Source organism: Thalassotalea euphylliae (genome assembly GCF_003390375.1).
GTDB classification, from domain to species: Bacteria; Pseudomonadota; Gammaproteobacteria; order Enterobacterales; family Alteromonadaceae; genus Thalassotalea_F; species Thalassotalea_F euphylliae_A.
In genome coordinates, this window is record NZ_QUOT01000001.1 from 1,023,762 (window position 1) to 1,038,657 (window position 14,896).

The following is a 14,896-nucleotide window of genomic DNA, read 5'->3' on the forward strand; positions in this document are numbered from 1 at the left end:
TTTCTTATGGGCACGTAGTTATGAGTAAAAAGTTATATATTAAAACCTGGGGCTGTCAAATGAACGAGTATGACTCGCAGAAAATGGCAGATTTACTGGATTCAACACACGGTTTCTCGTTAGCCGAAGAAGCAGAAGACGCCGACGTGATATTACTCAACACCTGCTCTATCCGCGAAAAAGCGCAAGAAAAAGTATTTCACCAGTTAGGTCGCTGGAAGTTACTAAAAAATGACAACCCAGATTTGATCATTGGCGTTGGCGGCTGTGTTGCCTCGCAAGAAGGCGATGCGATTCGTGAGCGTGCACCCTATGTAGATATGGTCTTTGGTCCACAAACCCTTCACCGTTTACCAGAAATGATCCAACAAGTATCTGGCGAAAAAGCGCCAGTTGTTGATGTTAGCTTCCCAGAAATTGAAAAGTTTGACCGCCTACCTGAGCCAAAAGCAGAAGGCGCAAGTGCATTTGTTTCTATTATGGAAGGTTGTAGTAAGTACTGTACCTTCTGTGTTGTACCTTACACCCGTGGTGAAGAAGTTAGCCGTCCGTCAGATGACGTTTTATATGAAATCGCGCAATTAGCGGAACAAGGGGTTCGTGAAGTTAACCTATTGGGCCAAAACGTAAATGCTTACCGCGGTGAAAACCATGATGGTACTATCTGTCGCTTCTCTGAATTATTGCGTTTAGTGGCAACCATTGACGGTATTGACCGCATTCGCTATACAACCTCGCATCCAGTAGAGTTTACTGACGATATTATTGAAGTTTACAAAGACGTACCTGAATTGGTTAGTCACCTGCATTTGCCAGTACAAAGTGGCTGTGACCGCATTTTAACGCAAATGAAGCGCGGTCATACTGCACTTGAATACAAATCGCAAATTCGCAAATTGCGTAAAGCGCGCCCTGACATTTGCATGTCATCTGACTTTATCATTGGCTTCCCGGGTGAAACTGATTTTGATTTTGAACAGACGATGAACCTGATCAAAGATATCGATTTTGATTTAAGCTTTAGCTTTATCTATAGCGCTCGCCCAGGTACACCAGCTGCTGACTTACCTGACGATATCAGCGAAGAAACCAAGAAACAGCGCCTACAGATCTTGCAAGATCGCATTAGCCAGCAAGCATTGCGCATTGCGCGCCAAATGTTAGGCACAGAACAACGTATTTTGGTTGAAGGTCCATCGAAGAAAAATCCAATGGAACTTCGTGGCCGTACCGAAAACAACCGTATTGTGAACTTTGAAGCACCGCACCACGTAATTGGTCAGTTCGTTGATGTTGAAATTACTGACGTATACGCTAACTCATTGCGCGGTAAGCTGGTTCGTGAAGAAAAAGACATGGGTTTACGCATTGCGCATTCACCGTCTGATATCTTGGCCAACAGCCATCATGAAGCTAATGCGGCGGCAAGTACCAATGGCACCGACGACTTAGGTGTTGGCACGTTTACGCCTTAGTAAGTATGCTATCGGCATAAAAGCTTCTTTGCTTTTATGCCGCACTTTATTTAGTTACAGGCTTTTCATCTTTAACACGCAAAGACAACACAAAAAGACAAACGGAAGATTTCTTGAGCACAGATAACAGCACCTTGCTAACCTTAGAGCCCGTCGACAATGCCCGTCAGGCAAACCTTTGTGGCCCACTAGACGATAACTTAAAAACCATTGAACGCCGCCTTGGTGTAGAAATTAGCTATCGTGGCAACGAGTTTAAAATTGTCGGCAGTCCATCCAACACGGAAGCGGTTTGTGACTTGCTCAAAGAGTTGTACGTCGAAACTGAAACCGTTAAAGGCAAGATGAAAACCATAACTGCTGAGATGGTGCATTTAGGCATTCTTAACGCCAATGTGTTAGAGCAAGCGCCTAGTAAGGTTGATGTCGACTATGAAAAAATGGTCACCATCAAAACTAAGCGCGGTATTGTGAAGCCGCGTAACCTGAATCAATCAGCCTATGTGCAAAATGTCATTACCCACGATATCAGCTTTGGTATTGGTCCAGCAGGTACGGGTAAAACATACTTAGCGGTTGCCTGTGCGGTAGATGCGCTAGAACGCCAAGAAATTCGTCGTATATTGCTAACACGCCCAGCGGTTGAAGCCGGTGAAAAATTAGGTTTCTTACCAGGTGATTTATCACAGAAGGTCGACCCTTACTTGCGCCCACTTTACGATGCCTTGTTTGAAATGCTTGGCTTTGAAAAAGTCGAAAAGCTGATTGAGCGCAATGTTATTGAGATCGCACCACTGGCATACATGCGCGGCCGTACATTAAACGATGCTTTTATTATTCTGGATGAAAGCCAGAACACGACGGTTGAGCAAATGAAAATGTTCCTAACCCGTATTGGCTTTAATTCGCGCGCGGTGATCACCGGTGACATTACCCAAGTTGATTTACCACGAGGGCAAAAATCAGGTTTACGCCATGCCATTGAGGTATTGCCAAACATTCCAGGTATTAGCTTTAACTTTTTCCAATCAAAAGATGTTGTCCGCCACCCTGTGGTTGCACGTATCGTTGAAGCTTACGACGCCCATGACACTAAAATGGCCAAGTTAAAGGCAGAGCGCAAAGCCCAAGAAAGTGCGCAAAAGCAAGCAGAATTAGCCGTACAAGCCACGGCAGCGAATATTGTTACTGCAGCTCAAGAAAACACGCAGCAAAGCGCTAGCAAAGTACAAGAGAGCAAAGAACGGCCAAACACAGAGCAAAAGACCTCTAATGACGATAACACTTGATATTCAGCGAGCCGTTGAAGCGGATGTAACCGCAGGCCTAGTTGAAAATGACCAACTGCCAAGTAATGAAGACTTTCAGCGCTGGGCAGAAGCTGCACTGCTGCAATACGACAAGCCATTTGAACTTACCATACGCTTAGTCGATGCGGCTGAAAGTCAGTCGCTCAACCATACCTATCGCGATAAAGACAAACCAACCAATGTGCTGTCATTTCCATTTGAAGTACCAGAAGGCATTGAAATGGACTTGCTCGGCGATCTGGTTATTTGCGCGCAAGTGGTTGAAAACGAAGCAAAGGAACAAAATAAAACCCGTGCAGCCCACTGGGCACATATGACCATTCACGGATGCTTGCATTTACTTGGCTTTGATCATATAAGTGATGACGAGGCGGAAGAAATGGAAGCCTTAGAAATAGACATTCTAAAAAATCTTGGGTTTAATAACCCCTACGAATTAACATAGGAAACTAAACAGCTCTATGAGCGAAGACAACCCCCATTCTAGCAACGGCTCTGCAAGTAAATCATTTCTCGACAAAATAGTTCAAGCATTTACTGGAGAGCCGCAAAATAAAGAAGAACTCGTTGATGTGATAAATGACGCAGAAGATCGCGAGTTAATCAAACCAGAAACCAAGCAAATGATTGAGGGGGTTCTGGAAGTTTCCGAAATGCGTGTCCGTGAGATCATGATCCCACGCTCGCAAATTGTCTCATTAGACATTAACCAGCCACTGGCTGATTTCCTACCTATTATCTTAGAGTCGGCGCACTCGCGTTTTCCTGTAGTTAACGACGATATTGACCACGTAGAAGGTATTCTGCTGGCGAAAGACTTGCTTGCTCATGCGTTCAAGGAAAATGGTGATAACTTTACGTTAAGCGATTTAATTCGCCCAGCCATGATTATTCCAGAGAGTAAGAAGGTTGAATCGCTACTCAAAGAATTCCGCGCTAAACGCTACCATATGGCGATTGTCGTTGATGAATACGGCGGAGTTTCTGGGTTAGTTACCATTGAAGATATTCTGGAATTAATCGTTGGTGAAATTGAAGATGAAACCGACGACGAGTTGGAAGAAGAAATCAAACACTTGGCCGGTAACGTTTATCAAGTAAAAGCGTTAACGGATTTAGAAGATTTCGACGATTACTTTAACTGTGAGTTTGATGAAGCGGATTCAGATACTATCGGCGGTATCGTCTTACATCAATTTGGCCATATGCCACAAAAAGGCGAAGAAGTGGCAATTGGCAACTGGGCATTTAAAGTGGTGTCTGCCGACAGCCGTCGCCTACAGGTATTGCAAGTTACCGTTCCAAAAGATCACGAAGTGAATGGTAAAGTCGCCGACTAGCACCTTGTTTATCTTACCTGTTACCTATCCATGATCCTTAGCACACTCAAAGGTACTGCCAGTCGCGTCAAGTCGGCCAGCTTGGTCTGGCAAAACTGGCTAAGCTTTATTGCCGGCTTAGCCATGGTATTCGCTTATGCCCCCTACAGCCAATGGTGGCTAAGTTTTGCTGCGCTTACCTGCTGGGGCACGCTAGTACATGGCCAATCGCCGAAGCTCGCCGCCGTGCGTAGCTATTTTTTCGGCCTTGGTTGGTTTGGTGCCGGGATCAGCTGGGTACATGTTAGCATTGACCAGTTTGGCGGCCTGCCATTAATTGCTTCGCTTGGCTTAATGGCGCTGCTATGTGCCTATTTAGCCCTGTTTCCTGCGCTCGCTAGCTATCTTAGTGCAAGATGCTCAACCAGCCGACAGCTTAACTTACTACTGTTCCCTAGTATTTGGCTGCTAACCGAGTGGCTGCGCGGCTGGGTATTAACTGGCTTTCCATGGCTTTCAATTGGCTACAGCCAACTCAATTCTCCGTTGGCAAGTCTCGCTCCGATAATTGGCGAAGTGGGTATCAGCTTCATAATGCTGGTCATAGTGACCAGTGCGCTTACTCTGTATTTTAAGCAACAAGTTAAACTCGCTGGCGCCCTGCTCACGAGCTGTGTGCTAGGTATTCTTGTCAGCCAGCAATTGACGTTTGTGAAACCTTCAGGTGAAAAGAAATCGGTCGCACTTGTACAAGGCAATATCGCGCAAGAGCTTAAATGGGCCCCAGAGCAAGAATGGCCAAGCATGTTAAAGTATTTAGACTTAACACGAGCCAACTACGATGCCGACCTAATTGTTTGGCCAGAATCGGCGATCCCCAAAATAGAGCCACTAGCTGGCGAATTTCTTGATATGGCCGATAGCGCTGCCGCGCTTAATAACACTGCGATTATTACCGGCATTATTAATTACAACTTTGAAAGCAAAGAGTACTTCAATAGTTTAATTGTCTTAGGTAAGGAAAGCGCTACCGATACCAGTGGCAGTTACTTCTATCCAAATGCCAACCGCTTTTATAAGCACCATTTATTGCCGATTGGTGAATTTGTACCATTTCAAGAATGGCTGCGACCTATTGCACCGTTTTTCAACTTGCCAATGTCATCCTTTACCCGTGGCAATTACATTCAATCAAATTTAAAGGCGAATGGCTTATCTATTACACCGCTAATTTGCTTTGAGATTGCCTTCCCAGAACAACTTCACGCTAATTTTAAAGCTGACACCGACATGTTGCTCACCGTTAGTAACGACGCTTGGTTTGGCACTTCTCATGGACCACACCAGCATATGGAAATCGCACAAATGCGCGCCTTAGAATTTGGTCGGCCGTTAGTTCGTTCTACTAATACTGGCGTAACGGCCGCGGTTGATCATCAAGGTCAGTTTATTGCTCGCATTCCACAGTTTGAAGAGCAGGTACTTAAAGCAGACGTAGCGCTAGTAAAAGGTTACACGCCGTTTAGCCGATATCAGCGCTATCCAACCTATATTCTGGCAACACTTTTGTTTTTGCTTATCATCGGCGTTACTCGAAAAACAAAAATTTAGTCAAAAAGCTTCTGCTATTCCTAACATAATCACTTATTGCTTTTTTCTTTGCTTGATGGGTATTTGATCATATGATTAAACGCTAAAAGGAATAACTATAAGTGAGCCACTATGAGCTTGACTTCAAGGTTTAATCTGCGCCGTCTATTTGGCCTATTTTTATCGTCGGCAACACTGCTAGCGTTAGTGACTGGTGTAACATCAGCCAACGCTGCCACAACGCTAATTCACAATGTAAAAGGCTATACCATCAACGATGGCAAGCTGGCAGAATTCTCTGCCATTCAGTTTACTGACGATAAAATTGACAATGTTTATGCGACTAAGCCAAGCGGCATTGATAGCTCAGTAAAGCTTATCGACGGGCAAGGCAATACACTATTGCCCGGCTTAATTGACGCTCATGGTCATGTCTTAAATTACGGCTTAAGTCTAATGCAAGTGGACTTGGTCAACTCCACCAGTGAGCAAGAAGCCGTCGCGCGCGTTAAAGCGTATCGTGAAAAAAACCCTGAACAGCGATGGGTACAAGGGCGAGGCTGGAACCAAGTGCAATGGCCAGTTGACCAATTTCCAACGGCTGCATCACTCGATAAGCTATTTCCAAACACTCCGGTATTCTTAGGTCGTGTCGACGGTCATGCTGGCTGGGCTAACAGCAAAGCAATGGCACTCGCAGGTATTACCAAAGATACTAAAGCCCCTGTTGGTGGCGAAATTATTAAAGACAGCCAAGGCAAGCCAACAGGTATATTCATTGATTACGCGATGAATTTGATCACAGATAAAATTCCGCCCCTGTCGAATGCAGAACAAAAACGTGTTTTAGTCAAAGCCATGAAGGCGCTAGCAGAAGTTGGCTTAACCAGTGTTCATGACGCTGGTGTGACCGCAGAGCACATTGAGCTTTACCAAGAGTTAGCAAAAGACAAACAAATGCCCATTCGCGTAAATGCCATGCTCTACCTACCAAGCCCTGGCTGGCAACAAAAGCTGGATGACGGCCAATTTGCCTCAGACGATCATTTCTTTCAATTTAATAGCGTAAAAATACAATCAGATGGTGCATTAGGAAGTCGCGGTGCAGCATTGCATGAAGACTACTCTGATCAACCGGGCACTAAAGGGATATTGCTGCATAAAGATAAAGATTTGGCGAATTACATTCGCACAGCTATGGCTAAAGGCTATCAGGTGAATACTCATGCGATCGGCGATCATGCCAATACCTTAACCTTTGATCACTATGCCAAACTGATTGAGCAATCCGGCAGCCAGAAAATGCGTCATCGCATTGAACATGCGCAAGTACTTCAACTCGATGATATTCCAAAATTTGCAAAGCTAAATGTTATTGCATCTATTCAAGCAACGCATGCAACCAGCGATAAAAATATGGCTCAAGACAGAATAGGCAAAGAACGACTCAAAGGTGCTTATGCTTGGCGCAGCTTACTTAACGCTGGTGCACGTATTGCCAATGGTTCAGATTTCCCCGTCGAACCAACTAATCCATTTTATGGCCTTCACGCGTCAATTACTCGCCAAGACAGAAACAACCAACCATTAGGAGGCTGGATTTCCGAAGAGTCACTTACCACGGTGGAAAGCCTTAAAAGTTTCACGATTGATGCCGCTTATGCTGGCCATCAAGAAGGTATGCTAGGCAGCTTGGAAGCTGGTAAACAAGCTGACTTTATCCTCATCAAAGAAGATTTGTTTACACAAGAGCCTAGTACGATTTGGCAAAACAAAGTGCTTGCAACTTGGGTGGCTGGGAAACCCGTTTTCACAAAGTAGCCTTGTGTCAGGTACTTCTGTATTAAGTATTTTTCAACAACAAAATTGATCGTTTAAATAGTAAAAAATGCACGTAACAAACAATTTATGCGAAATCGTGAATTCACTCTATTAAAACAATGTCACAACAATGTTAATATTACGTCATTAGTTGCCAAATCAATTGTCATACTATGTGTCAAAGTGCTTTACAATTAATGCTGTGGCTAGCTAACAACCAAACATAGACTTATGTAAAATATAGATTTTTTATAATTTGCATATTAATTGCATTGAATAAAAAATTAATGGCGCTAATTAAAACTAAATAAAGTTTTCTGAATACGGAGTTCAGTATGTTTCTAAAGCCAAGTAAATGGATACTTTCAGGACTAGTTGTCGTAGCTAGTTCATTCGCTAATGCGAGCACATTGACATTGAACGTTGAGAACGCAACACAAAATGGCTCGGATTTTGGTAATAGCTTTACCAAGAATTTTAGTGCAAATGGCGAAACTCAAACACTAACAATTACTGCGTGGGCTGATACAAAAAGTGCTGATGGCTCTTCCACTGATTTACTGATAGAGGCTGCAGAAATTGGTGACTATCCAGGAGGCTTAGGTATTTCTAACAACACTTCTGGCGATGGTCACACTGCGGACAACTATCAATCCAATCCAAACGAGCGTGATTACGACTTCTTCTTGCTTGATTTTGGTGATTTGAGCGTTACGTTAAACTCAATTACGTCTGGCTATCTAGAGTACGGAGCAAGTTCAACTCAGGTATCTGTTGCGGCAGTTACAACAGGAGACCTAGCCGATAAAACCTGGAATCAGGTAGACAATAACTTTTCATTGAGTTCGGGTTATGGTCAATTTATGGGAAATAGCGGCAGCTATTACGTTAACTCATTCACTTCTGAAGCTGGTGAGGATCTCAGTTCTGCCAGTTCAACAAGGTGGATCGTAGGTGCTTTTAATCACCATTTTGGTGGTGATGCTAGTTTAGAAAGTAATGATGGTTTTAAGTTAGCTAGTATCGGCTTTACAACCAAACCGAACAAACCAGGCACCTCTATTCCTGAGCCAGCACCACTTGCTTTGATGCTAGTTGCACTAGTTGCTTTAGCAAGGCGAAAAGTTAATAAATAAATGCAGATATAGCTCAGTGTAACTCGTTGGGTTATCGCTTTTGACAAAAGATGGCTAACGCCATCTTTTTTTATTTTAAGTTACAATCACACATACTAATATTAAGTTAGCTGTTTACTGTTAGGTTACATCATGCTCCGAAGTTTTGCTCTATTACCTTTACTTGCTAGTTTTTCAATACTTGCATCAAACGATCTTGAAAAAGCAATTAGCGCGTATCAAGTCGATGATATTGAAGCGGCATATATTCACCTAAAAAACACACTCAATAGCGATGCGGAAAACCTACCTGCCAAAGTACTTATGGGCAGAGTACTCTTGCGTAAGGGTTTGTACTCAGAAGGTATTCAAGAATTTAATGACGCACTTGCTGCTGGTGCTGACGCTAACCAATTTATCTTCGAACAAGTAAGGGCAATGTTACTATTAGGCAAAAACCAAGAGCTAATTGACTTATTAGATAACCTTATATTAAACAAAAAAAATCAAATCGCTACACTGCAAATAAAAAGTAATGCGTTTATCGCGTTAGAAAAATATGATCAAGCATTAGGAGCACTAAAGCAGGCTGAAAACCTCAACTCCAAAGATATAGGCGTAATTAGTTCTCTTGCTAATTTTTTCATTGCCGAGCGCTCATTTGAACAAGCTTGGCAGTATATCACGCTACTAACAAGGCTTGTTCCTGACAATAATAAAACGTGGAAGCTAAGAGCGGATTATTTTACAGCTAAAGGTAATGCGCGCGAGGCGTTAGAAAATTTAGAAAGAGCACATCAGTTGGCTCCTGAAGACCCTATCGTGATGCGCGCTTTAGCGCACAAATACACCGATGCAAAGCAGCACGAGAAGGCATTAATGTTAGTTGAAACCATTATCGAGCTTACACCTAATGACCCCTATGCCCGCTTATTGAAGAGTCAGCTGTTAACGCGTACCAATCAACTCGATGAAGCTCAACAAGTCCTTGAAGATATCAGCGCAAAGCTGTCTTTACTGACAGAAGCACAAAAAAGCAGCAATGCATCATTAGCCTATATTTCTGGTGCTGCGGCCCTTATGCAAGGTAACTTGGAGCTCGCGCAAAATGAGTTAGCGTTCTACACTAGCTACCAACCTAATGACGTTGCAGGGCTTAATATGCTAAGCGCAATATATCTGCAACTGGGTAAAGTCGATAAGGCTCAAGAATTATTAGAGCGTAACGAAAAAGTTGTACTAAAAGATTTAGGCTTATCATTAAAGCTGTTTAAGGTGTACTTAAGTACCAACAAAATATACAAAGCTAAAAGTGTCCTTGAAAGTTTATCTAGTACATTCAAAGACAACAGCCAAATTCTTATCGCCCAAGCTAATTACCTTGCTAAAAGTAAGCGCTACGAAGAAGCGATGACATTGCTTAAAAGCCGACAGCCAAATGCACCGAGTGCAAGTTACACCCTTACAAAGGGGCTTATTTCGTTGGAAATGGGTAACTTTAAACAAGCACTCGAAGTAGCAGATAGTTTGCTTGCGATAAGCTCAGAAAACATCGACTTTATTAATTTTAAAGCGGTCACCTTACTTAAAGTCGGTAGACCAGACCAAGCAGTATCGCTGTTTACACAAGTGCTTGATAGCACGCCTGAGCATTATGCGACTAAGTTTAATCTCGCAAGCGCTTTAGCAGCAACAAATGAACACAGTGAAGCTTTGAGGGTAGTTAATTCATTGACTGAACAAGGTCACGGAGGCTCAGCATTACTCCTGTTAAAAGCCAAATTAGCCCGTGACACCAACCAACCGCAACTTGCAATTACAACAGCGCAAAAATTGCTGACAACCTCGCCGAATAACGTTGATACGATTGCGTTTTTAGTCGAGGTTTATTATCGCACAGGTCAATTTAAAGAAGCTTTAACACACGTAGAGCGCTTAAATGATTTAGTTTTCCTTGAACCTAATCATTTGGCATCTAAAGCGAAAATACTTATTCAATTACAAGATTATCAAGCAGCCCAACAAACATTGAAAGTACTACTTGGGCTCGCGGAATCTGCAAATGACTTCTACCAGTTGAGCTTATTACAAAGCCAAGCACAAGATTTGGAAGCCGCTTATCATAGTATCGAGCAAGCGATAGAGAAATCGCCAGCTGAGCCTGTTTTGCACTTAACACAAGCGAAACTAGCAATTGAAATGAAACCAGTTGTTGAAAGTCAGCGCTTATTAGACAAGCTATCACAGAACTATCCAGAAGATGCCAATGTATACCTGTTGCAAGGCGACTTGCTATTTAAGCAAGGAAAGCAAAAACAGGCATATGCTGCTTATCGCCAAGCACTCTCACTCGATAACCAATTTGAACAAGCAGCAGCTCAACTATACGTGTTGGCAAGTCAGGGAGTTAATAGCAGGCAGTTTAGCCAACAGATGGAAAAAATATTAACGAATAAGCGAGGAACAATGCTAATGCGAAACTTTCTTGCTGATTTTTACTTAAATCATCAACAACTTGATAAAGCTAAGCATCATTACAAATTACTAGCAGAAGCAAGCCATGGAAACAAAGCTGTTTTCTATAACAACTTGGCAAATATTTACCTAGATGAAGATATCGACACTGCTAAAGCCTATGCTGATAAAGCGTTATCTTTAATGCCAAATTCAACGGCAATCATGGATACTTACGCCTGGGTGCTAGCTAAGCAAGGTAGTTACACTGAGGCACTAACAAAGCTTAGAAATGCTAACGCGCTAAACTCTGAAGATCCTGTCATCTCTTATCATATCGGCTATACCTTACATAAATTAAATCGCGATGGCGAAGCAAAGCTTGAGCTGAAAAAAGCCGTAAGTAGTACGCTAGATTTTAAAGGTAAGAGTGATGCGCAAGACTTGCTACGTTTCTTAGAAGTTGGTGAGCAAGGCAACTAAACCTTGTATTTATTAATGACTAACATAAAGCCAAAGGTGCTACAGCTAAGGGAGCTAATAATACTTGGGCTACTTGCCACACACTAGCCTTGCTTTACACTATCCTGGTTGTGAGTCGAGTCTAAAGACAAAAAGCGGCAAAGATAATCTGCCGCTTTTTTGGTTTTTGGTTTTTGGTTTTTGCTTATTAGGTGCGCTTATGCACTCCTGTTAGCTTTTGATTTCGTTGCCATTCGCATTTGCTGAATAACACTATAGAAATATGGCACTAATAAAGTACCTAAAATAGTTGCCGCTAACATGCCAGCCAAGACCGTCAAGCCAAGCGATATACGACTACCAGCTCCGGCGCCGGAGGCGAAAACCAAAGGCAGCACCCCAAGTACAAAAGACAGGGCAGTCATCAACACTGCTCTAAACCTCAGTTTAGCTGGTTGCAAAGCCGCATTGAAAACGCTCTCTCCTTTAGCATGCAACTCCATAGCAAACTCAACAATTAAAATAGCCGTTTTCGTCGATAAACCAATTAACAAAATTAACCCTACTTGCGCATAAATATTGTTCGCCATACCAACGGTATACAACGCCAACATAGCGCCAAATATAGCAATAGGCACAGCTGCAATTACTGAAAAAGGAATTGTCCAACTTTCGTATTGAGCAACTAAAAATAAATACACAAACACTATGGCTAAGCCAAATAAAATAGGGGCAAGGTTACCAGCCTCTAGTTCTTGCTTTGATTGCCCTGCCCATTCAAACACATAACCATCAGGTAATTGGCTGGCAAGCTCTTCCATTACAGAAATTGCCTGACCAGAAGAGTAACCATCGGCAGCTTGTCCAGTAATCGATGCACTGCGATAAAGATTAAAGTGATTAATGCTAGTTGGCCCAAGGCTTGGTGTTAACTTTGCAAGCGTTGTTAAGGGCACCATTTCACCGTCTTGATTGCGCACATAAAAATAATGTAGATCTTCAGGCTTCGCACGGTAGCTACTTTCTGCCTGAATAGTCACGCGATAGGTGCGTCCAAATTGGCTAAAGTCATTAATATATAAAGAGCCCAATTGTGCTTGCAGAGTCGTAAAAATATCTGACAGTGCAACCCCTTGCGCTTTGGCTTTGTTGCGATCCACCTCTAATTGATACTGTGGCACACTGGCGCGATATGTACTAAAAACTCTATTGAGTTCAGGGCGAGCATTAGCTTGAAAAATTAACCCATTCATTACCTGAGCAAGCTCTGCAGGGCTATTTCCTTGACTATCTTGAAGCTTAAACTCAAATCCTGAGCTATTGCCCAGCCCAGGAATAGGTGGCGGGTTGAACATCATAATTTGTGCATCCGGTATCGCCCAAAGTTGCCCCATTAATCGTCCTAACACTTGCCTTAAACCAAGCTCGGGCGTGTTGCGCTCTTCCCAGTCTTTAAGCATAACAATAGCCATTCCCTGATTCGCACCTGCACCGCCCAGCATAGATGAACCAGCCACCGTAATAACGTCAGTAACAGCAGGATCAGCCTTCAAGATAGGCGTAATTTTGTCGATAACCGCTTCAGTTCGATTGGCCGAAGCAGCATCTGGAAGTTGTATATCAACAAATAGATAACCTTGATCTTCTCCGGGAACAAATGCTGTGGGCACATTAGTCGTTAGCCACCCAGTCGCCGAAAAGCCAACTAATACCAGAATGCCTACACGTGCACTGCGTTTTAAAATGTACTGTACACCATTGGTATAACTTGCGGTAAGTTTGTTAATTGCTCGCTCTAATGGCTGCAACCAGCCAATAGGCTTCATTTGCTTTTCATCTAGCAATAAAGTGCAAAGTGCAGGGCTTAACGTTAATGCATTAAGCGATGAAATTAACACAGCAAACGAAATCGTCACTGAGAACTGTTTGTAGAGCTCCCCTGTAATACCCGGCATAAATGCAACAGGTACAAACACTGCTAGCAGCACTAAGGTGGTTGCAACAATCGGCCCCGACACTTGTGACATCGCCTTAGCAACAGCTTCTTTAATCGGCAGTTTTTCTTCTTTTAACAAACGTTCTACATTTTCAATCACCACGATGGCGTCATCAACCACAATACCAATAGCAAGTACAAGCCCAAATAAAGTAATGGTATTTATCGAATACCCCATTAGCATCATAAAGGCGAATGTACCAATTAGTGAGACAGGGATAGCGATTGAAGGAATAAGGGTTGCTCGCCAATTTTGTAAAAAGAGGAAAACAACCAGTATTACCAATCCTACCGCTTGGTAAAGCGTCACAATAACTTCATCGATAGAGCGAGTGATAAATTTAGTCGTATCGTAGGGAATCGCATAGGCCAATCCGTCTGGGAAGCGCTGTGAAAGCACATCCATTTGCTGTTTGACCAACTCGGCAACTTGCGTAGCATTTGCATCTGGCAACTGATAGATCACCAAAAATGCAGTTGGCTGGCCATTTAATCGCGCTTCTATTGAGTAGTTTTCTGCACCTAACTCAATACGCGCGATATCCGACAAGCGGATAAAGTTGCCGTTACCCTGCGCTCGAATAATAGTATTTTCAAACTCTTTAGCCGTTTTTAACCGCCCTTGCGCTTGTATCGCATACTCAAATTGTTGGTTTTCAGCGACAGGACTTGCGCCAAACTTGCCTGCGGCAACAATAACGTTTTGCTCTTGTAAGGCTTGTTTAACCTCAGTAACCGTTACCCCCAAAGAGGCCATGCGATCAGGTTTTAACCAAGCCCGCATGCTGTAGGTCATTTCCCCCATCACAGTCGCCGCCGCTACGCCAGGGATACGTCCCAAAGGCTCAGTGAGTTGATTTGTTGCATAGTTGCTCAGAAACAGTTGGTCTATGGTGTCATTTTCTGCGTAAAGGTTAATCGCCATTAACATGTTAGAAGACTTTTTCTTTACACTAACACCTTGGCGCGTAACTTCTTGCGGCAAAGAACTTTCTGCCAATGCAACTCTATTTTGCACATTGACTTGGGCAATATCGCCATCGGTACCCACTTTAAAAAACACATTAATAACCGCAGTGCCATTATTTGAGGCAGTAGATTCAATGTACATCATGTTTTCCACGCCATTGATTTGCTCTTCAATGGGGCGAATTACCGCTTCCTCGACCACTTGGGCACTAGCACCAGGATAAACAGCGCTTATTTCTACTTGCTGTGGTGTGATCTGCGGGTACATGTTGACAGGTAACAAGCCCATCGCAATAACACCAGCCAAAGAAATAACAATCGCAATAACAATGGCAAACTTAGGACGATGAATAAAAGTATTACTGATCATAATTGTTTTGTCCTT

General features: G+C 43.1%; 9 protein-coding genes. 8 read left to right on the forward strand and 1 reads right to left on the reverse strand.

Going from position 1 to position 14,896, the window contains the following annotated elements:
- The first annotated feature begins 20 nt into the window (after positions 1-20).
- The 8 genes from miaB to prsT all read left to right on the forward strand — a co-directional run bounded on the left by miaB (position 21) and on the right by prsT (position 11,567).
- Positions 21-1,475 (forward strand): tRNA (N6-isopentenyl adenosine(37)-C2)-methylthiotransferase MiaB, encoded by a 1,455-nt coding sequence (gene miaB / locus DXX94_RS04535; RefSeq protein ID WP_116014132.1) that lies wholly within the window; start codon positions 21-23, stop codon positions 1,473-1,475.
- A 113-nt stretch (positions 1,476-1,588) separates the two neighbouring features.
- A complete protein-coding gene (locus tag DXX94_RS04540) occupies positions 1,589-2,764 on the forward strand; it encodes a PhoH family protein (RefSeq protein ID WP_116014134.1) in 1,176 nt (391 codons plus the stop codon).
- Positions 2,748-3,230 (forward strand): rRNA maturation RNase YbeY, encoded by a 483-nt coding sequence (gene ybeY, locus DXX94_RS04545; protein WP_116014135.1) that lies wholly within the window; start codon positions 2,748-2,750, stop codon positions 3,228-3,230. Before DXX94_RS04540 ends, ybeY begins: the two co-directional genes overlap by 17 nt.
- 16 nt (positions 3,231-3,246) lie before the next feature.
- A complete protein-coding gene (locus DXX94_RS04550; RefSeq protein ID WP_116014137.1) occupies positions 3,247-4,125 on the forward strand; it encodes an HlyC/CorC family transporter in 879 nt (292 codons plus the stop codon).
- Positions 4,126-4,155: 30 nt separating this feature from the next.
- On the forward strand, positions 4,156-5,715 hold the full coding sequence (lnt, locus tag DXX94_RS04555) for an apolipoprotein N-acyltransferase (protein ID WP_116014139.1): 1,560 nt from the start codon (positions 4,156-4,158) through the stop codon (positions 5,713-5,715).
- A 111-nt stretch (positions 5,716-5,826) separates the two neighbouring features.
- On the forward strand, positions 5,827-7,515 hold the full coding sequence (locus DXX94_RS04560) for an amidohydrolase (protein WP_116014140.1): 1,689 nt from the start codon (positions 5,827-5,829) through the stop codon (positions 7,513-7,515).
- Positions 7,516-7,850: 335 nt separating this feature from the next.
- Positions 7,851-8,651 carry an exosortase-dependent surface protein XDP1 gene (gene xdp1, locus DXX94_RS04565; RefSeq protein ID WP_147302237.1) on the forward strand — a complete coding sequence of 267 codons (801 nt, stop codon included), beginning with the start codon at positions 7,851-7,853 and terminating at the stop codon, positions 8,649-8,651.
- Positions 8,652-8,783: 132 nt separating this feature from the next.
- The gene (prsT, locus tag DXX94_RS04570; RefSeq protein ID WP_116014144.1) at positions 8,784-11,567 is read left to right on the forward strand and encodes an XrtA/PEP-CTERM system TPR-repeat protein PrsT; all 2,784 of its coding nucleotides are present in this window, start codon (positions 8,784-8,786) and stop codon (positions 11,565-11,567) included.
- A gap of 197 nt (positions 11,568-11,764) precedes the next feature.
- On the opposite strand, the gene DXX94_RS04575 is transcribed toward prsT, so the two are convergent.
- Complete coding sequence (locus DXX94_RS04575) at positions 11,765-14,881, reverse strand: efflux RND transporter permease subunit (RefSeq protein ID WP_116014145.1); 3,117 nt, start codon at positions 14,879-14,881, stop codon at positions 11,765-11,767.
- Positions 14,882-14,896: the final 15 nt, after the last annotated feature.